Origin of the sequence: Streptomyces sp. NBC_01689 (genome assembly GCF_036250675.1) — a bacterium.
Lineage (GTDB): Bacteria > Actinomycetota > Actinomycetes > Streptomycetales > Streptomycetaceae > Streptomyces.
The window spans coordinates 4,185,382-4,206,359 of sequence record NZ_CP109592.1; the positions used below are offsets into that span (position 1 = coordinate 4,185,382).

20 protein-coding genes are annotated in these 20,978 nt (G+C 71.2%); 9 read left to right on the forward strand and 11 right to left on the reverse strand.

The window, feature by feature from the left end:
• The first annotated feature begins 2 nt into the window (after positions 1–2).
• The 5 genes from afsQ1 to OG776_RS17685 all read left to right on the forward strand — a co-directional run bounded on the left by afsQ1 (position 3) and on the right by OG776_RS17685 (position 3,866).
• Positions 3–680: a two-component system response regulator AfsQ1 gene (gene afsQ1 / locus OG776_RS17665; protein ID WP_099505496.1), complete on the forward strand. Its 678-nt coding sequence runs from the start codon at positions 3–5 to the stop codon at positions 678–680.
• Positions 677–2,260 (forward strand): sensor histidine kinase, encoded by a 1,584-nt coding sequence (locus tag OG776_RS17670; protein ID WP_148010859.1) that lies wholly within the window; start codon positions 677–679, stop codon positions 2,258–2,260. Before afsQ1 ends, OG776_RS17670 begins: the two co-directional genes overlap by 4 nt.
• Positions 2,257–2,886 (forward strand): hypothetical protein, encoded by a 630-nt coding sequence (locus OG776_RS17675; RefSeq protein ID WP_148010860.1) that lies wholly within the window; start codon positions 2,257–2,259, stop codon positions 2,884–2,886. Before OG776_RS17670 ends, OG776_RS17675 begins: the two co-directional genes overlap by 4 nt.
• Positions 2,887–3,020: 134 nt before the next feature.
• Positions 3,021–3,572, forward strand: a complete 552-nt coding sequence (locus OG776_RS17680; protein WP_148010861.1) for a VanZ family protein — start codon at positions 3,021–3,023, stop codon at positions 3,570–3,572.
• A gap of 93 nt (positions 3,573–3,665) precedes the next feature.
• A complete protein-coding gene (locus OG776_RS17685) occupies positions 3,666–3,866 on the forward strand; it encodes a PspC domain-containing protein (RefSeq protein ID WP_148010862.1) in 201 nt (66 codons plus the stop codon).
• A gap of 120 nt (positions 3,867–3,986) precedes the next feature.
• On the opposite strand, the gene OG776_RS17690 is transcribed toward OG776_RS17685, so the two are convergent.
• Both OG776_RS17690 and OG776_RS17695 read right to left on the reverse strand, forming a co-directional pair.
• Positions 3,987–4,340 carry an ATP-binding protein gene (locus OG776_RS17690; protein ID WP_148010863.1) on the reverse strand — a complete coding sequence of 118 codons (354 nt, stop codon included), beginning with the start codon at positions 4,338–4,340 and terminating at the stop codon, positions 3,987–3,989.
• Between the two features lie 141 nt (positions 4,341–4,481).
• A complete protein-coding gene (locus tag OG776_RS17695) occupies positions 4,482–5,636 on the reverse strand; it encodes an adenosine deaminase (RefSeq protein ID WP_329321575.1) in 1,155 nt (384 codons plus the stop codon).
• A 113-nt stretch (positions 5,637–5,749) separates the two neighbouring features.
• Between OG776_RS17695 and OG776_RS17700 the strand changes: the two genes are divergently transcribed.
• Entirely contained in the window at positions 5,750–6,511 is a 762-nt protein-coding gene (locus OG776_RS17700) for an alpha/beta hydrolase (protein WP_148010865.1), read from the forward strand.
• Between the two features lie 71 nt (positions 6,512–6,582).
• Here OG776_RS17700 and OG776_RS17705 read toward each other — a convergent pair whose 3' ends face one another.
• Positions 6,583–7,557, reverse strand: coding sequence for a LysR family transcriptional regulator (locus tag OG776_RS17705; RefSeq protein ID WP_148010866.1), 975 nt, complete (start codon positions 7,555–7,557; stop codon positions 6,583–6,585).
• A 62-nt stretch (positions 7,558–7,619) separates the two neighbouring features.
• Between OG776_RS17705 and OG776_RS17710 the strand changes: the two genes are divergently transcribed.
• Both OG776_RS17710 and OG776_RS17715 read left to right on the forward strand, forming a co-directional pair.
• Entirely contained in the window at positions 7,620–8,900 is a 1,281-nt protein-coding gene (locus OG776_RS17710) for an MFS transporter (protein ID WP_329321577.1), read from the forward strand.
• Positions 8,901–9,052: 152 nt separating this feature from the next.
• Positions 9,053–10,045: a sigma-70 family RNA polymerase sigma factor gene (locus tag OG776_RS17715; RefSeq protein WP_148010868.1), complete on the forward strand. Its 993-nt coding sequence runs from the start codon at positions 9,053–9,055 to the stop codon at positions 10,043–10,045.
• Here the strand turns inward: OG776_RS17715 and OG776_RS17720 are convergent.
• Complete coding sequence (locus OG776_RS17720; protein ID WP_148010869.1) at positions 9,947–10,300, reverse strand: STAS domain-containing protein; 354 nt, start codon at positions 10,298–10,300, stop codon at positions 9,947–9,949. The two genes, OG776_RS17715 and OG776_RS17720, sit on opposite strands and share 99 nt — an antisense overlap.
• A 190-nt stretch (positions 10,301–10,490) precedes the next feature.
• Here OG776_RS17720 and OG776_RS17725 point away from each other — a divergent pair, with 190 nt between their 5' ends.
• On the forward strand, positions 10,491–11,411 hold the full coding sequence (locus OG776_RS17725) for an AEC family transporter (RefSeq protein ID WP_148010870.1): 921 nt from the start codon (positions 10,491–10,493) through the stop codon (positions 11,409–11,411).
• 357 nt (positions 11,412–11,768) lie between these two features.
• Here OG776_RS17725 and OG776_RS17730 read toward each other — a convergent pair whose 3' ends face one another.
• The 7 genes from OG776_RS17730 to OG776_RS17760 all read right to left on the reverse strand — a co-directional run bounded on the left by OG776_RS17730 (position 11,769) and on the right by OG776_RS17760 (position 20,735).
• Complete coding sequence (locus OG776_RS17730) at positions 11,769–13,052, reverse strand: thymidine phosphorylase (RefSeq protein WP_148010164.1); 1,284 nt, start codon at positions 13,050–13,052, stop codon at positions 11,769–11,771.
• Positions 13,053–13,131: 79 nt separating this feature from the next.
• Positions 13,132–13,545, reverse strand: coding sequence for a cytidine deaminase (locus tag OG776_RS17735; protein ID WP_148010163.1), 414 nt, complete (start codon positions 13,543–13,545; stop codon positions 13,132–13,134).
• Positions 13,542–14,804 (reverse strand): ABC transporter permease, encoded by a 1,263-nt coding sequence (locus tag OG776_RS17740; protein WP_148010162.1) that lies wholly within the window; start codon positions 14,802–14,804, stop codon positions 13,542–13,544. Before OG776_RS17740 ends, OG776_RS17735 begins: the two co-directional genes overlap by 4 nt.
• Positions 14,801–15,931 (reverse strand): ABC transporter permease, encoded by a 1,131-nt coding sequence (locus tag OG776_RS17745; protein WP_148010161.1) that lies wholly within the window; start codon positions 15,929–15,931, stop codon positions 14,801–14,803. Before OG776_RS17745 ends, OG776_RS17740 begins: the two co-directional genes overlap by 4 nt.
• The gene (locus OG776_RS17750; RefSeq protein WP_148010160.1) at positions 15,928–17,589 is read right to left on the reverse strand and encodes an ABC transporter ATP-binding protein; all 1,662 of its coding nucleotides are present in this window, start codon (positions 17,587–17,589) and stop codon (positions 15,928–15,930) included. The genes OG776_RS17745 and OG776_RS17750 overlap by 4 nt, the downstream gene beginning before the upstream one ends.
• A gap of 255 nt (positions 17,590–17,844) precedes the next feature.
• Positions 17,845–18,894 carry a BMP family lipoprotein gene (locus OG776_RS17755; RefSeq protein ID WP_148010159.1) on the reverse strand — a complete coding sequence of 350 codons (1,050 nt, stop codon included), beginning with the start codon at positions 18,892–18,894 and terminating at the stop codon, positions 17,845–17,847.
• A 767-nt stretch (positions 18,895–19,661) separates the two neighbouring features.
• Positions 19,662–20,735: a BMP family lipoprotein gene (locus OG776_RS17760; protein ID WP_329321583.1), complete on the reverse strand. Its 1,074-nt coding sequence runs from the start codon at positions 20,733–20,735 to the stop codon at positions 19,662–19,664.
• Positions 20,736–20,978 lie beyond the last annotated feature (243 nt).

Sequence of the window (20,978 nt, forward strand, 5' to 3'; positions counted from 1 at the left end):
CTGTGCCTTCCCTGTTGCTGATCGAGGACGACGACGCCATCCGTACGGCCCTGGAGCTCTCTTTGACGCGCCAGGGACACCGTGTGGCCACCGCTGCCACCGGCGAGGACGGTCTGAAGCTGCTGCGTGAGCAGCGGCCGGACCTGATCGTGCTGGATGTGATGCTGCCCGGCATCGACGGGTTCGAGGTGTGCCGGCGCATCCGGCGCACGGACCAGTTGCCCATCATTCTGCTGACCGCGCGCAGCGACGACATCGACGTGGTGGTCGGGCTGGAGTCCGGCGCCGACGACTATGTCGTCAAGCCGGTGCAGGGGCGGGTGCTCGACGCCCGGATCAGGGCGGTGCTGCGGCGCGGTGAGCGCGAGGCCAACGACTCGGCGACGTTCGGCTCGCTCGTCATCGACCGGGCGGCGATGACGGTCACCAAGAACGGCGAGGACCTGCAGCTGACGCCCACCGAGCTGCGGCTGCTGCTGGAGCTGAGCCGCCGTCCCGGACAGGCGCTGTCCCGCCAGCAGTTGCTGCGGCTGGTCTGGGAGCACGACTACCTGGGCGACTCGCGTCTGGTGGACGCGTGTGTGCAGCGGCTGCGCGCGAAGGTCGAGGACGTCCCGTCCTCCCCCACGCTCATCCGTACCGTCCGCGGCGTCGGCTACCGGCTGGACAACCCTCAGTGACCCCACCGCAGGACGCGCTCCGCGGCTGGGCCGCGGCGCGCCGCGCGATCCTCGCGGGTCTGCGCTTCACCAGTCTGCGGCTGCGGCTGGTCGTCGTGTTCGGACTGGTCGCGCTCACCGCCGCCGTGTCCGCGTCCGGCATCGCGTACTGGCTCAACCGTGAGGCCGTGCTGACGCGCACCCAGGACGCGGTGCTGCGCGACTTCCAGCAGGAGATGCGCAACCACGCGAGCCTGCTGCCGGTGCGTCCGGCGCAGGACGAACTGCAGCGCGCCGCTGGGCAGATGGCGAACAGCAGCCAGCGCTTCAGCGTGCTGCTGGTGGCCCGGGACAGCACCGGCCGTACCGTGATGGGCAATTCGGAACTGGACACCTTCACCCTGGAGGACGTGCCCGCATCGCTCCAGAAGGCGGTCGGCAAGGAACAGTCGCTCTCCTCGAACAACAAGGCGGCCTACCACCTGTACTGGCAGCGCGTCACCGACCACGACAAGCCGTACCTGGTGGCCGGCGCGCGGGTGATCGGCGGGACCACGACCGGATACATGCTCAAGTCGCTGGAGCCGGAGGCCAAGGACCTCAACTCGCTCGCCTGGTCGCTCGGCATCGCCACCGGTCTCGCCCTGGTCGGCTCGGCACTGCTCGCCCAGGCCGCCGCGACGACCGTCCTCAAGCCGGTGCACCGTCTCGGCATCGCCGCCCGCCGCCTCGGCGAGGGCAAGCTCGACACCCGGCTGCGCGTGTCGGGCACCGACGAACTCGCCGATCTGTCAAGGACGTTCAACCACACTGCGGAGGCGCTCGAAAAGCGTGTCGAGGACATGAGCGCCCGTGACGAGGCGTCCCGCCGGTTCGTGGCGGACATGTCCCACGAACTCCGTACGCCGCTGACCGCGATCACCGCCGTGACGGAGATCCTGGAGGAGGAGCTGGACGCGGAGACCGGCAGCGTCGATCCGATGATCGAGCCCGCCGTGCGTCTGGTCGTCAGTGAGACCCGCCGGCTGAACGACCTGGTCGAGAACCTCATGGAGGTCACCCGCTTCGACGCGGGCACCGCCCGGCTCGTCCTGGACGACGTGGACATCGCCGACCAGATCACCGCCTGCATCGACGCCCGCGCCTGGCTGGACGCCGTGGACCTGGACGCCGAACGCGGCATCATGGCGCGCCTCGACCCGCGCCGCCTGGACGTGATCCTGGCCAACCTGATCGGCAACGCCCTCAAGCACGGCGGCAGTCCGGTACGGGTCTCGGTCCGGGAGGAGGCGGACGACCTGCTGATCGAGGTCCAGGACCACGGACCGGGCATCCCCGAGGACGTCCTGCCGCACGTCTTCGACCGCTTCTACAAGGCGAGCGCGTCCCGCCCGCGCTCCGAGGGCAGCGGCCTGGGGCTGTCGATCGCCCTGGAGAACGCGCACATCCACGGCGGCGAGATCACCGCCGCGAACGCCCCCGAGGGCGGCGCCGTCTTCACGCTCCGGCTCCCGCAGGACGCCTCGGAACTGCTCGCCGACGACGAGCGCGAGCGGGCCCGGACCGGGAGCGCGAACGGCACGGAGGGCAGCGCAGGATGACGACCGCACGACGTCGGGGAGCGCGCCGGTGGCCGGCCGTCCCGCTCCTCGCGCTGCTGCTCGCGGGATGTGGCATCCGCTCCACCCAGGTCCCCACGGACTTCGGCCCGGCGCCCTCCCGGGTCCCGTGCACCCTGTCCGGCCCCGACGTCTCCGCCCAGGCCTCCCGCGGCATCCCGGTCCAGGTGTTCCTGCTGTGCTCCGGGCAACTGGTGACGGTCGACCGGTCCGTGCGGCTGCCCGACGGCGCGACGGAGAGCGCGCGGCGCGTACTGGTGGCGCAGGGGCTCCTCGACCAGCTCGCCGAGGCGCCCGCCACTCCCGAACAGCAGGCGGGGTACACGACGGACGTACGCGGCGGCATGACCGTGAGCGGCCCCCGCCTGCGGGGTCCCAAGGAACCCGAGGACGCCCTCCGGCTGAGCGCCCCGCCCCGGGAGCTGACCCCGGCGGCCCTGGCCCAGATCGTCTGCACCTTCTCCGACTCCGCGGCGGCGGAGGACGACGGCTCGGTGATCCTCGGCGGCCCCGACACGGCTCCGCTGCGCCGCTACCAGTGCACGTCGGACGTCCGCTCCGATCCCGGCACGAAGGCGCCGCCGTCCACGGTCGTCGACGGCGCCTGACCGGTGCGCCGGGGCGCGTCCCGGCCGCCGCGGCGCACCGGGCGACCCGCTCGTATGGCGCACGCCTCACCTCCGCGCGCCGAGCCCGCCGCCGAGCCGGAACCGATCCGACCGGCCGCCGCGTCTTGGGATGCGTGCAACGTCAAGGCCAAGGCGGCGGCAGCGCCGTGATCCGCGTCCGTGCGGCAGGAGGTCTCCTCCTCGTCGCGCACCTCGCGCTCGTCGCCTGGATCACGCTGCGCCCGCTGGACGTCCCCTGGGTGAGCCCCGCGAACCTGCGCCCGTTCGCCGGCATCAGGGCCGATCTCGCGCTGAGCCCCGCCCTGGCCGCCCGCCGCATCGGCGCGGGGCTGGGGCTGCTCGCCCCGCTCGGTGTGCTGCTCCCGATGGCGGGCGGCCGGCTGTCCGCCTCCCCCCTCGGGTCCCTGGTCCGCACGGTCGCCGCCGGCGCCCTGCTCTCGCTGGGCATCGAACTGCTGCAGACCGGGGTTCCCGGGCAGGTCGTGGACATCGACTCGCTGCTGCTCAACACCGTCGGGGTGGCGCTGGCCCACGCCGCGGTCGTGCCCGCCGCCCGGGCGGGTCTCCGCCGCCGGGCCGAGAACCGGCGCCGCGCGGCCCTCCCACGGGAGGACACCGCTCAGGGTCGGACCCCGACGATTCCCAGGGTCGGCATCGCACCGTAGAGCGACGCTTCGTCCGCTTCGTCACCGTAGCGTTGAAGACATCGAGGCCGGACCTCCGGCACAGACTCAGCCACGGTTCACGAAGGAGTCCCCATGAGCGCCCTTGCCCGCCCCACCGACGGCCGCGTGATCGGCGGAGTGTGCGCAGCGCTGGCACGGCGCTTCGGCACCTCCGCGACGACGATGCGCGTCCTGTTCGTCCTGTCCTGTCTGCTGCCCGGCCCGCAGTTCCTGCTCTACATAGCGCTGTGGATCCTGTTCCCGTCCGAGGACAAGGTCCGCACCGCCTGGTAGCCACGCAGCCGCCGGCGACGAGGCTCGCCGTGCGGCACGGCGCGCCGGTGGGGCGCACCCGACTCGGGTGCGCCCCACCGGCGTTGTCACGTGTGCGGGCCGGGGCCCGGACGCCGTGCGTCAGCCGATCGGCAGACCGTTCAGCGGCAGGCCGTGCGTCGGCAGACCCTGCAGCGGCAGACCGCCGAGCAGACCGGCCACCGGCGCGGTCGGACCGCTCGCGAGCACGTTCGCGGCGGCAGGCTGGGCGGCCGTCAGACCCGCACCGAGCGCGCTCTGCCCCTGGGCCAGCGCCTGGCCCGCGCCCGGCAGCATGCCGGCCACGTTCTGGGCGGGCAGCGCCTGGGTGACCGTGTCCAGCGCCGACGAGGCGTCCGGCGCGGCCGGTGCGGCGTTCGCGGCGCCCGCGCCGACGGCGGCGAAAGCGGCACCGAGAGCGGCGACACCGAGGGTCTTGGCAGCAGACTGCTTCATATGGAATGCGTCCTTGGATCCGTGTGACGGGGAGGTGAGCGGTCCAAAACCGTAAACACGCGAAGCGGCACTCCGCAAACATCGACCATCGGTCGAGTCATGGAGAACACGTGAAGGCCCGACCGTCCCCCGTCGCACCGGTCAGACCTGGTTCTCCGCGTATCCGCTGGTGGAAGCGGTCTGCTGGAACAGCCATTCGGACTTCAATTCCGCATATCCGGGCTTGATCACGTCATTGATCATCGCGAGTCGTTCATCGAAAGGAATGAATGCTGACTTCATAGCATTGACCGAGAACCACTGCAGATCGTCGAGTGAATAACCGAACGCGTCGACAAGGTGCTCGAATTCGCGGCTCATGCTCGTCCCGGACATGAGCCGGTTGTCCGTGTTCACCGTGGCCCGGAAGTGCAGCCGTCGCAGCAGCCCGATCGGGTGCTCGGCGTAGGAGTCGGCGGCACCCGTCTGCAGGTTGGAGCTGGGGCACAGCTCCAACGGGATCCGCTTGTCGCGGACGTACGACGCGAGGCGCCCCAGCGTCACGGAGCCGTCCTGCGCGACCTCGATGTCGTCGATGATCCGGACCCCGTGACCGAGCCGGTCGGCGCCGCACCACTGGAGCGCCTGCCAGATGGACGGCAGCCCGAAGGCCTCGCCCGCGTGGATGGTGAAGTGGTTGTTCTCGCGCTTGAGGTACTCGAAGGCGTCCAGGTGCCGGGTGGGCGGGAAGCCGGCCTCGGCCCCCGCGATGTCGAAGCCGACGACCCCGAGATCCCGGTAGGCGTTGGCCAGTTCGGCGATCTCCAGGGCACGGGCCGCGTGCCGCATCGCGGTGAGCAGGGCGCCCACCCGGATGCGGTGACCGTTCTCCCGCGCCAGCCGCTCGCCCTCCCGGAAGCCCTCGTTGACCGCTTCCACGACCTCTTCGAGGGTGAGGCCGCGCTCCAGGTGCTGCTCGGGGGCGTAGCGCACCTCGGCGTAGACGACCCCGTCCTCGGCGAGGTCCTCGGCGCACTCGCGGGCCACCCGCACCAGCGCCTCACGGGTCTGCATGACGGCACAGGTGTGCGCGAAGGTCTCCAGGTACCGCTCCAGGGAACCGGAGTCGGCGGCCTCCCTGAACCACACGCCGAGCTTGCCGGGATCGGTCTCGGGAAGCCCCGAGTAGCCGGTCTCGCGGGCGAGTTCGACGATCGTCCCGGGGCGCAGGCCTCCGTCGAGGTGATCGTGCAGCAGGACCTTGGGCGCCCGGCGGATCTGTTCCGAGCTCGGGGTGTTCCGGATCTGGCTCGTCATTCGCGCACTGTAGCCCCTACGCGCGTAGATCCGTCGGCGTCCCGATCCGTCGATATGTAACGGTGACCCGGCGGACGGGTGGCGTACACCGTCACTTCTGACACTGTTCTGTCATGGCACAGCAAGCGACGCCGGTGCGCAGCGCCCGGCTGGGGAGGGCACTGGGCCCGGAGCCGACCGCGGTCAGCGGAGTGGTCCTGCTGCTCCCGGGCGGCGACGAGACCTCCGGCCGCAGACCCTCCCCCATGTGGGCGGCCGCCTCCGTACGCGCGTTGGGCCGCCGCCTCACGCGCGCGGGCCGACCGCTGGGACTGGCGGCCCATGTCGTGCACTACCGCTTCCGCGGCTGGAACGGCGGCGAGGCCCATCTCGCGGGGGACGCGTCCTGGGCCGCGGACGAGGTCGTACGCAGGTACGGCGACGTCCCCGTCTGCCTCGCCGGGGTCGACATGGGAGGCCGGGCGGCGCTGCGCGCGGCCGGTCACACCGCCGTCAACTCCGTGCTGGCGCTGGCACCCTGGCTGCCCGAGGACGATGTGGCGGCACCACCCGAACCGGTGAAGCAGCTCACCGGGCGGCGGGTGCTCATCGTGCACGGCACCAACGACGAGCGGACCGACCCGGAACTGTCCTTCCGGCTCGCGGCGCGCGCCAAGAAGTCCAACCGTGAGGTGTGCCGCTTCGAAGTCCACTCCGACGGGCATGCGTTGCACCAGCACCGCGCCGAAGTCCACGCGCTGGCCGAGGACTTCGTGATGGGGGCGCTGTTCGGACGGGGCCTGTCCCGCCCGTTGGAGGACGCGCTCGCGGCGCCCCCGCCGCTGGGGCTGCGGATGCCGCTCGCCTCGGGCTTCGGGAAGGCGCTGCGCCACTGAGCCCCTCCGGCACCTCAGCTCGGCGAGAGACCCTCCCGTTGCCTCCTTCCAGGAACTCCCCGGGCCTTCGTTCAGGAGGCGGACGGTCCCGTCTGGTCCGGGAGCAGCCGGCCCCGCCGTGACAGCAGGAACTTCTTGAAGGCCGCCACGGGCGGGGTGTCGGGGTGGCCGTCCAGCCACGCCACCCCGATCTCCCGGACCGCGCGCGGAGCGGTGACCGTCAGCTCGACGACTCCCGGGCGGGCCACGGCCGGCGGGGGCAGCAGGGCGACGCCCAGACCGGCGGCGACGAGCCCGCGCAGCGTCTCGGCCTCCTCGCCCTCGAAGGCGATCCGCGGCCGGAATCCCGCCTCCCGGCAGAGGTCGTCCGTCAGGCGCCGCATGCCGTAACCGGGCTCCAGGGTCACGAAGGTCTCGTCGGCGGCCTCGGCCAGCCGGACCCGCCTGCGGGAGGCGAGCCGGTGGTCCGCCGGGACCACGAGCCGCAGCTTCTGCTCGTCGAGGAGGCGGCCCACCAGGTCCGGCGCGTCCGGCACCGGCGAGGTGAGGCACAGGTCCAGTTCGCCCGAGCGCAGCCGCTCCAGCATCGCCTCGCCGTAGTTCTGGACGAGACTGAAACGGACTCCGGGGTGGTCGGCGCGGAACGCGCGGATGAGGCCGGGCACGGTCTCCGACCCCATCGTGTGCAGGAAGCCGAAGGCGACCTTGCCGGTGGCCGGGTCGGCGTCGGCCCGCACCTCGTCGGCGGCGCGCCCGATCTCGGCGAGGGCACGCTCGACGGAGGCGAGGAACGCGCGCCCGGCGGGGGTGAGGGAGACCGTCCGGCCGCGGCGCGCGAACAGGTCGACGCCCAGGTCCTGTTCGAGCCGGACCATGGCCCGCGACAGGGTCGACTGCGGGACCCGCATCTCCTGCGCCGCCCGCGTCACATGCTCGGTGCGGGCCACCCCGGCGAAGTGCGCGAGCCTCGGGGCCAGGACCGCGACGATGTCTTCTGTGTCACTGGACGGTGACAGGTGCCCCTGTGACCTCTGCTGATGCGCCATGGGAACGATTATGGCGATTCCATGCATTGGACGGATGAATGGCGGGACCTTAGTTTCGAAGCATGCCTTCCGCCAGTACCGGGGCGTCCGCCGTGGACGCCTCCGCGCCCTCCGTCCCCGATTCCGCCGACTCCCGACTGGCACCGGGCGGTCCCGGCTACCGCCGGATGAGCTTCGCCCTCTTCCTCGCCGGTGTCGCGACCTTCGCGCTCCTCTACTCCACGCAGGCACTCCTCCCGCTCATCTCCACGGACCTCGGTGTGACCGCGAGCCGGGCGAGCTGGACGGTGTCGGCCGCGACGGGCGGACTGGCCCTGTTCGTCATCCCGATGAGCGCGCTCTCGGAGCGCTACGGACGGCGTACGTTGATGACGGCGTCGCTGGCGGTCGCGGTGGCGGTCGGACTGCTCGTGCCCTTCGCACCGTCCATCGGCGCGCTGGTGGCGCTGCGCGCGGTGCAGGGCGCGGCACTGGCGGGACTGCCCGCGTCGGCGACCGCCTACCTCGCGGAGGAGGTCCGCCCCAAGGCGCTGATCACGGCGATCGGTCTCTTCGTGGCGGGCAACAGCGTCGGCGGGATGAGCGGCCGGATCATCACCGGCTGGGTCGCGCAGGAGTGGGGCTGGCGGATCGCCGTCGCCACGATCGGCGTGATCGCGGTGGCCTGCGCGGTCGCCTTCCGGTCGCTGCTGCCCGCGCCCCGCCACTTCACGCCGGGCTCGCCGCGCCCCCGGGCGCTGGTCCGCACGGTCCGCGACCACCTCTCCAACCCGCTGCTGTGCCGGCTGTACGCGATCGGCGCGCTGTTCATGACGGTCTTCGGCGGGGTCTACACCGTGATCGGCTACCGCCTGACCGAGGCGCCGTTCTTGCTCCCCCAGGGCGTCATCGGCTCGGTCTTCCTCGTCTACCTGGTCGGTACGGTGTCCGCTTCCACCGCGGGCAGGCTGGTCGACCGGGTGGGCCGGCGCGGCTCGCTCTACCTGGCGGGCGGCACCACCACCGCCGGGCTGCTCCTCTCGCTGGCCGACTCCCTGCCACTGGTCCTGCTCGGCCTCGTCCTGATCACCGCGGGCTTCTTCGCGGGCCACGCGGTGGCCTCCTCGTCGGTGAGCCACACCGCCAAGGAGGGCCGGGCCCAGGCGTCCGCCCTCTACCAGTCCGCCTACTACATCGGCTCCAGCGCCGGCAGCACCCTCGGCGCCGTCGCCTTCCACGCCGGCGGCTGGGCCGGCACGGTGGTGCTCGGCCTGCTCGCGGTGTTCGGCGTCGTGACGATCACCCTCTTCGGGACGCACGCGGCACGGACCCGGGCGGCCCGCGAGCCGGTCCTCGCCCACTGACCCGCTCCCGCCGGAAGCCCCTCCGTAAAGACGCCTCCGACCTGCACCTTTCCCCACTTCGCGGGCCATTGTCAGTGGGCTGCGGTAGCTTCCGAGGTGCCGGCGCAGCGAAGCGACGGCACGACGGCAACAGCCACAGGGGTGGGTTGGCCATGAGCGAGGGCACGGCGACGACGACAGACCTGGACGTCCGGCTGGAGAAGCACCGGGTCGAGCTGACCGGTTACTGCTACCGGATGCTCGGCTCCTCCTTCGAGGCGGAGGACGCGGTGCAGGACACCATGGTCCGCGCCTGGCGGAGCTTCGACAAGTTCGAGGGCCGCTCGTCGATACGCTCCTGGCTGTACCGGATCGCCACGAACGTGTGCCTGGACATGCTGAACGCCGGCAACAGAAGGGCCCGGCCCATGGACCTCTCCGGCCCGTCCCCGCTCGCCCAGGCGGCCCTCACCCCGCGCCCGGACAACACCTGGCTGGAGCCGGTGCCCGACGCCCGGGTGCTGCCCGCCATCAGCGACCCGGCCGAGGCGGCGGTGGCCAAGGAGTCGGTGCGGCTCGCCTTCATGGCCGCCCTCCAGCAACTGCCGCCCAAGCAGCGCGCCGTGCTCATCCTGCGCGAGGTCCTCGCCTGGAAGGCGAGCGAGGTGGCCGAGCTGCTCGGCACCACGGTCGCCTCCGTCAACAGCGCGCTGCAGCGCGCCCGCGCCACCCTCGCGGAGCGGGAGAGCGACCCGGGCGCCGTCTCCGACCCTCTCGACGAGGAGCAGAAGAAGCTCCTGGAGCGCTACGTCGCCGCGTTCGAGGGGTACGACATGACGGCCCTGACCGCGCTGCTCCACGAGGACGCCATCATGACGATGCCGCCGTTCGACCTGTGGCTGCGCGGCCCCGGCGACATCACGGGCTTCATGACGACGCTCGGCGCCTCCTGCGCCGGTTCACGCCTGCTCCCGGTCTCGGTGAACGGCCTGCCCGGCTTCGCCCACTACAAGCCGGACCCGGAGAAGGGCGGCTTCAGCGCCTGGGCGATCCAGGCGCTGGAGATCTCAGACGGCCGGATCACCGGGTTCCACTGCTTCCTCGACACCGCGCGCTGGTTCCCGCTCTTCGGACTGCCCCTCCAGCTCGAAGTGGAGGCCCACTAGATCGAGGAGGGCCCGCAGCGGCGGGGCCGGTCCGCGAAGGCGTATGCGTCCGCCCATCCGGCGGGCGGCGAGTTCCATCCGGGCGAGGGCGTCGACGGTGGCGAGCCCGGGCTGCCCGAGCCGGGCCACGTCACAGACGACCACTCCGCCGCCCGTCGCCGCCAGTCGCGCGCGCACGTCCGCGCAGAGCCGCGGCACCTCGTCGCGGGTGACGGGGCCGGGCAGCACGAGTACGGCGGGTGTGATGGCGTCCACGGTCAGTAGACCGAGCCGGGGACCCTAACTCATCGGCCCCCGGAGCCCGGCCTCGCACGCCGGCGCATGTCCGTGTGCCGTGAGGATCACATTGACCGTCGCCCGGCCTTCCCCGGAGGGTTGGGTGTATGCCCCACGAACCCGTGCCCGACCGCCCGCCAGGCCGCCTCCCGTCCCGCAAGGAGGTGCCGTGCAGGGGGTGTTGACGGGGTTCGCGGTGATCGCCGTCGTCATCGGCGTCGGCTGGCTGATCGGACGCCGCGGCTACCTCGGGGAGAACGGCCGGGAGGTGCTGACCAAGCTCGCCTTCCATGTCGCCTCCCCCGCGCTGCTGTTCACCACGCTCGCCCGCGCCGACCTGTCGGTGATCTTCTCCAGCCGGCTGCTGGTCACCGCGATGAGCACGGCCGCGGCGGCGGGCGTCTTCGTCGCGGTGGGCGCCGTCCGCGGCTGGGGCGTGGGCCGGACGACGATCGGCGCCCTGTGCTCCAGCTACGTCAACTCCGGCAACCTCGGCATCCCGATCGCGGTCTACGTCCTCGGTGACGCCTCGCTCGTCGCCCCCGTGCTGCTGTTCCAGCAGATCGTGGTCACCCCGATCGCACTGACGGTCCTCGACCTCTCGGGCCCCGGCGAGAAGGGTTCCGTGTGGCTGCGGCTCGTCACCCCCCTGCGCAACCCCATCGCGGTCGGCTCGCTCGCCGGGGTCGCCGTGTCGGCCAGCGGCCTGAGGGTGCCGGGCCCGGTCGTGGACCCGCTCACCCTGATCGGCAACATGTCGGTGCCCGCCGTGCTGCTGGCGTTCGGCATCTCGCTGTGCGGCAGCACACTGCCCGGCCGCGGCGCGGACCGGCACCCGGTCCTGCTGTCCGTAGCGCTGAAGGCGGTGGGCCAGCCCGCGGTGGCCTGGGCGCTGGCGGCGGGCGTGTTCGGCCTGCACGGCGCACCACTGCTGGACGTCGTCGTCACCTCGGCGCTGCCGGCGGCCCAGAACCTCTTCACCTACGCCTCGCGGTACCGCGTCGCCGAGACCCTCGCCCGCGAGTCGATCCTCCTGTCGACCATCCTGTCCGTCCCCGCCCTGGTGGTCATAGCAGCCACACTCGGCTGACACGAGGCCCCCCGCCCCGGCGATGCACGCGAGGGGCCGGCCGCCTCCCGCACCCGGCGATGCACGCGAGGGGGCGGGTCGGTGCGTCGAGCCCGTCGCTTACGCCCGGATCGAGCAGCGGCTCCCCGAGCACCCCACGTCTGATCCAGAGGCGACAGGCTCGACGTACCGGCCCACCCCCGCCCCACCACCACCACCCGCACCGCACCACACCGCACCGCACCGCACCGCACCGGCACCCACCGCACCGCCCCGCCCTGCACCGCACCCGACGCACCGCCCCGCACCACGACGTACGCACACGAAGAGGGGCCGGGCGCCCCGCGCCCGGCCCCTCCCCGTACCCGCCCCGTGAAATCAGGCGATCCGGTCCAGCACGATAGGCGTCGGCTCGAACGCCGTACCCGCGGCAGCGATGTCGTACGACCCCTCGACCGACTCCAGCGCGTACGCGAAGCGCTCGGGCGTGTCGGTGTGAAGGGTCAGCAGCGGCTGCCCCGCCGTGACGGTGTCCCCCGGCTTGGCGTGCAGCTCGACGCCGGCGGCGGCCTGCACCGGGTCCTCCTTGCGCGCACGCCCCGCACCCAGCCGCCAGGCGGCGATGCCGATGTCGTACGCGTCGAGCCGCGTCAGCACGCCCGAGGACGCCGCCGTCACCACGTGCTGCTCGCGCGAGGTGGGGAGCGCCGCGTCCGGGTCACCGCCCTGCGCGGCGATCATGCGGCGCCAGACGTCCATCGCGGAACCGTCGGCGAGTGCCTTCGCCGGGTCCGCGTCCTTCACGCCCGCGGCGTCCAGCATCTCGCGGGCCAGGGCGACGGTGAGCTCGACGACGTCCGCGGGGCCGCCGCCGGCCAGCACCTCGACGGACTCCCGCACCTCGAGCGCGTTGCCCGCCGTCAGGCCCAGCGGAGTCGACATGTCGGTCAGCAGCGCGACCGTGCGCACGCCGTGGTCGGTACCCAGGCCGACCATCGTGGAGGCCAGCTCGCGGGCGTCCTCGATGGTCTTCATGAAGGCGCCGGTGCCCACCTTCACGTCCAGCACCAGCGAGCCCGTACCCTCGGCGATCTTCTTCGACATGATCGAGGACGCGATCAGCGGGATCGCCTCCACCGTGCCGGTGACATCACGGAGGGCGTACAGCTTCTTGTCGGCGGGGGCCAGTCCGTCACCCGCCGCACAGATCACCGCGCCCGTCGTGTCGAGGACGTGCAGCATCTCCTCGTTGGAGAGCAGGGCCCGCCAGCCGGGGATCGACTCCAGCTTGTCGAGCGTTCCGCCGGTGTGGCCGAGGCCGCGGCCGGACAGCTGCGGCACCGCGGCACCGCAGGCCGCGACCAGCGGGGCGAGCGGCAGCGTGATCTTGTCGCCGACGCCGCCCGTGGAGTGCTTGTCGGCGGTCGGGCGGGACAACGACGAGAACTCCATGCGCTCGCCCGACGCGATCATCGCGGCGGTCCAGCGGGCGATCTCGCGGCGGTTCATCCCGTTGAGCAGGATCGCCATGTTGAGGGCGGCCATCTGGTAGTCCGCGACCTCGCCGCGGGTGTACGCGTCGATGACCCAGTCGATCTGCGGGTCGCTGAGTTCACCGCGGTCCCGCTTGGTGCGGATGACGGAGACGGCGTCCATGGCCATGACTTTCCTTCCGAAGACTTCCGAACATCCACGGCCCCTCCCGACGGTCGTCCGATCGTCGGGAGGGGCCGTGGAGGCGTTACTTGGTGAGATTCTCCGGCCCGAAGGCCTGAGGCAGCATCTCGGAGAGCGGCAGGATCCCGGCCGGCGTCTCCACGAGCAGGCCGGGGCCGCCGAACTCGTACAGCAGCTGACGGCAGCGCCCGCACGGCACGAGGATCTCGCCCCGCCCGTCGACGCAGGTGAAGTGCGTCAGCCGGCCGCCCCCGCCGTTCTGCAGCTGGGAGACGAGACCGCACTCGGCGCACAGCCCGAGTCCGTACGACGCGTTCTCGACGTTGCAGCCGGTGACGGTCCGGCCGTCGTCGACGAGCGCCGCGGCGCCCACCGGGAACCCCGAGTAGGGGGCGTAGGCCCGGGACATGGCGTCCCGCGCGAGCTCCCGCAGAGCCTCCCAGTCGGCCTCCGCGGTTCCGCCCCGCGGGGAGGTCACTTGCCCTGTCCTCTCCGGTACGGCATGCCGTCCGCCTTCGGCATCCGCAGATGCTGCGCGGACAGCGAGAGCACGAGCAGGGTCACGACGTACGGAGTGGCGCTCACGAACTGCTGCGGGACCACGTCGGTGGCGAGGTACCAGACGAACATCAGCACCGCGACCGCGGCGGTCGCGACCGCCGGCACCACCCGCTTCTTCCAGGCCAGGTAGGCCACGGCGAACACCAGCAGGATCGCGAGCAGCAGGATCAGCGCGTGCACGTTGGTGCCGCCGCCGCGCAGGTTGAGGCTGTCGGTGTAGCCGAACAGGCCCGCGCCGAGGGCGAGCCCGCCCGGCATCCAGTTGCCGAAGATCATCGCGGCGAGACCGATGTAGCCGCGGCCGGCCGTCTGACCGTCCAGGTAGACGTTGGACGCCACGATGGACAGGAACGCGCCGCCGAGGCCGGCGAAGCCGCCCGAGATGATCACGGCGATGTACTTGTACTTGTAGACGTTGACGCCCAGGGACTCGGCGGCCACCGGGTTCTCGCCGCAGGAGCGCAGGCGCAGGCCGAAGGCCGTGCGCCACAGCACCCACCAGGTGGCGGGGACGAGGGCGACCGCGACCAGGGTGAGCGGCGAGAGGTCGGTGACCAGGCCGCCGAGCAGGCCGGCGATGTCCGAGACCAGGAACCAGTGCTTCCCGTTGAGCGTGGACAGCCAGTCGGACAGCCCCGGGATGTCGAAGGTGCCGAGCGAGTCGATCGGCGGGGACTGCTTGGAGGAGCCCTGCGGCGCGTTCTCGAAGGTGAACTTGGAGAGGTAGCGGGTGGTGCCCAGCGCCAGGATGTTGATGGCCACACCGGAGACGATGTGGTTCACGTTGAAGGTCACGGTGGCGATGGCGTGCAGGATGCCGCCGAGGCAGCCGCCGATGATGCCGAAGGCGACACCGGTCCACGGGCCCCACTGGTAGCCCGCCCAGGCACCGAACCAGGTGCCGAGGATCATCATGCCTTCGAGGCCGATGTTGACGACGCCCGCGCGCTCGGCCCACAGACCGCCGAGACCCGCGAGACCGATCGGCACCGCGAGCCGCAGCGCCGTGGACATCTGTCCGGTGGAGGTGATGCCGTCGGCGCCGGTGATCAGACGCACGACGGAGGTCAGGATCAGGACACCCGCGATGACGAGCAGGAGTACCGGTAGGGACATACGGCGGCTGCCCTTGCCGGGCTGCTGCGCCTGCGGCTTGGCGGCGGTCGCGGTGCTCATCGGGCAGCCACCTCCTTCGGGGAGTTGTTGTTGGCGGCGGCCGCGGCGGCCAGTTCCTCGCCGACCCGCTTCTGCTGGCGGCGCAGGCCCCAGACACGGACGGCCTCGTACGAGATGACGACCGCGAAGACGATCAGGCCCTGCATGATCGTGGCGATCTCCTTCTCGTACGCCACCGGGGTCGCGTAGTCGAGAGCCGGGGACGCCTTGTCGAGGAAGGCCCACAGGAGTGCGGCGAGGGCGATGCCGCCCGGGTTGTTGCGGCCGAGCAGCGCGATGCCGATGGCGGTGAAGCCGAGGCCGGCGGGGAAGCTCAGGCTGTAGGTGTGGGCGTCGCCGAGGAGGAGCGGCAGCCCGGAGATGCCGGCGACCGCGCCGGAGATCAGCATCGCGGTGAGCACCATGCGCTTGGCGTCGACGCCGGAGGCGGCGGCGGCCTCCTCGGAGGCGCCGGTGGCGCGCAGGTCGAAGCCGAAGCGGGTGCGGTTGAGGACGAGCCAGTACACGACGCCCAGGAGGACGGCGAGGAAGACCATGCCGTAGATCTCGCCGACATTCGAGCCCAGGTCGATGCCGGGGAACCAGCCGGACTTCTTCATGACGCCGGTCGTGTTGTTGTTGCCGACCTGCACACCCCAGATGTTCTCCGCGGTGAGGTAGCCGATGAGGCTGGTGGCGATCGCGTTGAGCATGATCGTCGCGACGACCTCGCTCACTCCGCGGGTGACCTTCAGGACGCCCGCGATACCGGCCCAGAACGCGCCGGTGCACATGGCGACGATCATCAGCACGGGGATCTGCAGGAAGGACGGCAGTGCCAGGTGGGCACCGACGACCGCGGTCATCATCGCGCCGAGGCGGTACTGGCCGTCCACACCGATGTTGAACAGGTTCATGCGGAAGCCGATGGCCACGCCGAGTGCGGCGATGTAGTACAGCGACGCCTGGTTGACGATCAGTACCTGGGTGTCGGAGTACGTCGCCTGCTGCAGCATCAGGGAGTACGGCTCGAACGCGCTCTTGCCCGAGGCGAGCAGCACGACCGAGGTCAGCGCGATCGCCGTGACGAGCGCGATGACCGGGCCGGCCACCGCGAGGAGCACGCGCTCCTTGTCGAACTTCTTCATCGGGCCTCGTCCTCCGGGGCGGCGCTTTCCGCTACGTGCTCCAGGTGTCCGGAGGCGGCGCCGGTCATGGCCGAGCCGAGTTCCTCCGGGGTGATGGTCGCCGGGTCGGCGTCCGCCACGAGCCTGCCGTTGTAGATCACCCTCAGGGTGTCGGACAGGCCGATCAGCTCGTCCAGGTCGGCCGAGATCAGCAGTACGGCCAGGCCTTCGCGGCGCGCCTCGCGGATCTGGTCCCAGATCGCGGCCTGCGCGCCGACGTCCACACCGCGGGTGGGGTGGGCGGCGATCAGGAAGCGCGGCTTGTGGCTCATCTCGCGGCCGACGATCAGCTTCTGCTGGTTGCCGCCGGAGAGCGAGGCGGCGGTGACGTCGATGCCGGGGGTACGGACGTCGTACTCCTCGACGATCCGCCGGGTGTCCGCCTGGGCGCCCTTGATGTCGAGCCAGACGCCCTTCGCGTTCGGGCGCTCGGTGACATGGCCGAGGATGCGGTTCTCCCAGAGCGGCGACTCCAGCAGGAGGCCGTGCCGGTGGCGGTCCTCGGGGATGTAGCCGATGCCCTGCTCGCGGCGCTTGCGGGTGGGCCAGCCGGTGATCTCCTCGCCGAGGAAGGAGACGGAGCCGGAGTCGGCGTGCTTGAGGCCGATCAGCGCGTCGATGAGCTCGGTCTGGCCGTTGCCCTCGACACCGGCGATGCCCATGACCTCGCCCGCGTGGATGGTGAAGGTGACGTCGTCCAGCACGCGGCGCACCGCGGCGGCGGTCTCGGCCTTGTCGCCCGTGACCAGACCGGCGCCCGTCGGCTCGGCGAGCTCGCCGAGGGAGGCGCCGCCCTCGGCGTAGGCGGTGAGGCCCTCGACCTGGATCACCGGCTTGTCGGTGACGGTCGACTCGGCGGTCTCCGGGGTCGGCAGCTCGCTGCCGACCATCATCTCGGCGAGCTGGCGGGGGGTGGTCTCGGCCGGCACGGCGGTGCCGACCGTCGTCCCGCGCCGGATGACCGTGATCTCGTCGGCGACCGACAGGACCTCGCCCAGCTTGTGCGAGATGAAGATGACGGCCAGGCCCTCGGACTTGAGCTCGCGCAGGTTGTCGAAGAGTGCGTCGACCTCCTGGGGCACGAGTACGGCGGTCGGCTCGTCCAGGATCAGGGTGCGGGCGCCGCGGAAGAGGACCTTCAGGATCTCGACGCGCTGGCGCTCGGCGACGCCGAGGCTCTCGACGAGCACGTCCGGGCGGACGTTCAGCCCGTACCGGTCCGAGATCTCCTTGATCTTCCGGCGGGCGCCGCCGCCGATGCCGTACAGCTTCTCGCTGCCCAGGACGACGTTCTCCAGGACGGTGAGGTTGTCGGCGAGCATGAAGTGCTGGTGGACCATGCCGATGCCGCGCGTGATGGCGTCGGCGGGCGACGAGAAGCTGACCTGCTCGCCGTCGACGGCGATGGTGCCCTCGTCCGGCTTCTGCATGCCGTAGAGGATCTTCATCAGCGTGGACTTGCCGGCACCGTTCTCGCCGACGAGGGCGTGGACCGTGCCTTTGCGGACACTCAGATGGATGTCGTGGTTGGCCACCACACCCGGGAACCGCTTGGTGATCCCCGCCAGCTCGACCGCGGTCGACTGCGCGGTGAGGGGAGGGCTGCTGGACGCGTCGATGGCGCACTCTCCTTGGAAAAGGGGCCATCTACGCGCGTAGCGCCCCTGCTTTAAATAGTGCCCGGACGGACCGAAGTTGATCTTTTTCGATCAGTTCCGATGCGGTCCGAGCATTCTGCCGCGCGAACGGGGCGCGGGGAGTCATCCTCCCCACACCCCGTTCCGTGGCCGTAACGCTGCCATTTCAGCGTCGCCATGGCCATGGTTTCGACGCCTGGTGATGACGTCGTGACCTGGCGGGGATCGGGACTCGGGTCAGGAGGTCTTGACCTTGATCGAGCCGTCCTTGATACCGGCCTCGGCCTTCTTCAGCGCGGCCTGCAGGTCGGCGTTGTTCTTGAACGCCGGGTTCGAGTCGGCGAGGCCGACACCGCCGGTGGCGAGGCTGGCGCGGACGACGCCGGTGGCGGGCTTGCCGTCCTGGACCGACTTCGCGAGGTTGTAGACCGCGCCCGCGACGTCCTTGGTGGCCGAGGTCAGGATGTAGTCCTTGTACTTGGCCAGCGCGTCCTGCTTGTACTGGTCGGAGTCGACGCCGATCGCCCACACCTTGTGCGAGGCGGCGGACTGGATGACGCCCTGGCCGGACAGGCCCGCGGCGGCGTACAGCACGTCGGCGCCCGCGTCGATCTGGCCCTCGGCGGCGTCCTTGCCCTTGTCGGGGCTGGCGAAGCCACCCTCCTGGGCGGTCTGCGTCAGGTACTGCGACTCGATCTTGATGTTCGGCTTGACCGACTTCGCGCCCTGGACGTAACCAGCCTGGAACTTGTGGATCAGCGGGACGTCCACGCCACCGATGAAGCCGATGTGGTCCTTCTTCGTGGCCTTCGCCGCGGCGACGCCGGCCAGGTAGGAGGCCTGCTCCTCGTGGAAGACCAGGTCCGCGACGTTGGCGGCCTTGTCCTGCTCGTCGTCGATGATGCCGAAGGTGGTCTTCGGGTACTTGGCGGCGACTTCCTTGATCGCGGGGGCGTAGACGAAGCCGACGCCGATCACCGGGTTGTAGCCGGACTTGGCCAGCTGCTCCAGGCGCTGCACCTTGTCGGCGTCGGACTCGCCGTCCTGCGGCTCGATGTCCCGGCCGCCGATCTTGAGGTCCGTCTCGGCCTTCTGGAAACCGGCGTACGCGGCGTCGTTGAACGACTGGTCGCCCTTGCCGCCGATGTCGTACGCGAGACCGATTCCCTTACCCTTGGCCGAGCCGCCGCTGGAGGCATCGGTGGACGAGCCGCCACAGGCGGAGAGAGCAACGGCGAGGGATGCGGTTGCAACGCCCGCAACCGCGATTCGGGACACCCGGCGCATGAACGTGACTCCTTTTGTGCAGGCGCCCAGACCAGGCGCTGATTCCGCCGCAGCGTAACGCGCGTAGACATAGCAGAGAACCCACCTTGCCAGAGTGTTATGCGACCGTTTTGAACCCTCGGCGAACGGCTGCCGAACACGTGGGACGCGTCCGCTCGGCAAAGCCGTGGGGTCTCCGGGGCCGGCCGCGGGCCCTCCGACGCGGTGCGCCAGACCGGCATACACACCAGGATTCTTCGCAGCGGTGGCCTTTTCGTGAGGTAACCGCCGGAACGAGGTCGGTGGGGTGGGGGGCTTCGGCGTGTGCGCGGGAGGAAGCGCGGGGCGCGTTGCCGTGCAGGGCGCCCCTGTGCGGGTCGTGCCGGCTCGCGGCCTGTAGAGGCCGGTGGACACGGGTCATGGAGCCCCTGCGAGTGCGTGACAGCCCTCACCGGGGCCGTGGAGACCGACTCGAGCGTCGCGGACGTGACCGGCGGAACCGGCGGACGGCGTCGCGCCCCCGGGTGGAGCGGTGAAGTCCGGGCGGGTGCTCCGCACGCGGCGATGAAGCCGGATGCCCGGCGGGCGTGGCGGGCGTCGCGGGACCTGCCGGGGCCGGAGGACGGGGACGGTGACCGGGGCCGGAGGACGGGAACCCCCGGGTGCCCGGACCCGCCCGGCACTCCCCGCACGCCCTGAACGTCCCGCACGCGCGAAGGAGCCCCCGGGCCGCGCTCGGGCCGGGGGCTCCTTCGAGACGGACCGTGGTCAGCGACCACGGACACGGCTCACGGGGTCGTCTTGACCGTGACCTTGCCGTCGATGATGTCCTGCTTGGCCTTGTCGACCGCCGCGACGACGTCCGGCAGGGCCTTGTACTTCGGGTTGGAGTCGGCGAAGCCCACGCCGCCCGACTTCAGGTCACCGCGGACGACGCCGCTCAGCGGCTTGCCGTCCACGACGGACTTGGCCAGGTCGTACACGGCGCCGCCGACGTTCTTCAGCGCCGAGCCGAGGATCCAGTCCTTGTACTTGGACAGGGAGCTCTGCGCGTACTGGTCGGAGTCGACGCCGATGGCCCACACCTTCTTGGCGGCGGCCTGGGAGATCACGCCCTGACCGGACAGGCCGGCCGCGTGGTACAGCACGTCGGCGCCCTTCTCGATCTGGCCGGCCGCCGCGTCCTTGCCCTTGTCGGGGCTGGCGAAGCCACCCTCCTGGGGCGTCTGCGTCAGGTACTGCGACTCGATCTTGATGTTCGGGTTGACCGACTTGGCGCCCTGGTCGAAGCCCGCCTCGAACTTGTGGATCAGCGGGATGTCCACGCCGCCGATGAAGCCGATGTGGTTCTTCTTCGTGGCCTTCGCGGCGGCGACACCCGCGAGGTAGGAGGACTGCTCCTCGTGGAAGACCAGGTCCGCGATGTTGGCGGCCTTGTCCTGCTCGTCGTCGATGATGCCGAAGGTGGTCTTCGGGTACTTGGCGGCGACTTCCTTGATGGCCGGCGCGTAGACGAAGCCGACGCCGATCACCGGGTTGTAGCCGGACTTGGCCAGCTGCTCCAGACGCTGCACCTTGTCGGCGTCGGACTCGCCGTCCTGCGGTTCGATGTCCCGGCCACCGATCTTGAACTCGGCCTCGGCCTTCTGGAAACCGGCGAAGGCGGCGTCGTTGAACGACTGGTCGCCCTTGCCGCCGATGTCATAGGCGAGGCCTATGCCCTTGCCCGAGTAGCCGGACGAGCTCTTGTCCGAACCGCCACCACCGGACGAGTCGGTGCTGGACTTGCCGCAACCCACGGCCGCGAGGGCGATGACCGAGACGGCCACCGCTGCTTGGGAGAACCTGGTCCTCCGAGACATCAGACGCACAGCAAGCACCCTTCATCCCCACGGCCGTCACCGGTCCGCTTCCCCAACACGCCGCACCGCAGCGGTTTCGGCGCACAGTAACGCGCGTAGAAGGGCAGGGGAACGGAATTCCTCCTGGCCGTTATCGAACCGTGCCGCCACCGGGTCACGGGGACGCGTCGCCGGTTACGGCGGGGTGACGCAAGGGGACGAAGGGGCACCGATCGGGGCATCGGACGGAACGCGGGTACGGAT

Excerpts from the sequence above, each read along its gene's own strand:
- OG776_RS17685 (WP_148010862.1), top strand. The coding sequence starts at position 3,666 with ATGAGCGCCCTTGCCCGCCCCACCGACGGCCGCGTGATCGGCGGAGTG.
- OG776_RS17760 (WP_329321583.1), bottom strand. The coding sequence starts at position 20,735 with ATGTCTCGGAGGACCAGGTTCTCCCAAGCAGCGGTGGCCGTCTCGGTC.
- OG776_RS17705 (WP_148010866.1), bottom strand. The coding sequence starts at position 7,557 with ATGGCGCATCAGCAGAGGTCACAGGGGCACCTGTCACCGTCCAGTGAC.
- OG776_RS17675 (WP_148010860.1), top strand. The coding sequence starts at position 2,257 with ATGACGACCGCACGACGTCGGGGAGCGCGCCGGTGGCCGGCCGTCCCG.
- OG776_RS17740 (WP_148010162.1), bottom strand. The coding sequence starts at position 14,804 with ATGAGCACCGCGACCGCCGCCAAGCCGCAGGCGCAGCAGCCCGGCAAG.
- OG776_RS17700 (WP_148010865.1), top strand. The coding sequence starts at position 5,750 with ATGGCACAGCAAGCGACGCCGGTGCGCAGCGCCCGGCTGGGGAGGGCA.
- OG776_RS17715 (WP_148010868.1), top strand. The coding sequence starts at position 9,053 with ATGAGCGAGGGCACGGCGACGACGACAGACCTGGACGTCCGGCTGGAG.
- OG776_RS17730 (WP_148010164.1), bottom strand. The coding sequence starts at position 13,052 with ATGGCCATGGACGCCGTCTCCGTCATCCGCACCAAGCGGGACCGCGGT.
- OG776_RS17710 (WP_329321577.1), top strand. The coding sequence starts at position 7,620 with ATGCCTTCCGCCAGTACCGGGGCGTCCGCCGTGGACGCCTCCGCGCCC.
- OG776_RS17695 (WP_329321575.1), bottom strand. The coding sequence starts at position 5,636 with ATGACGAGCCAGATCCGGAACACCCCGAGCTCGGAACAGATCCGCCGG.
- OG776_RS17755 (WP_148010159.1), bottom strand. The coding sequence starts at position 18,894 with ATGCGCCGGGTGTCCCGAATCGCGGTTGCGGGCGTTGCAACCGCATCC.
- OG776_RS17690 (WP_148010863.1), bottom strand. The coding sequence starts at position 4,340 with ATGAAGCAGTCTGCTGCCAAGACCCTCGGTGTCGCCGCTCTCGGTGCC.
- OG776_RS17745 (WP_148010161.1), bottom strand. The coding sequence starts at position 15,931 with ATGAAGAAGTTCGACAAGGAGCGCGTGCTCCTCGCGGTGGCCGGCCCG.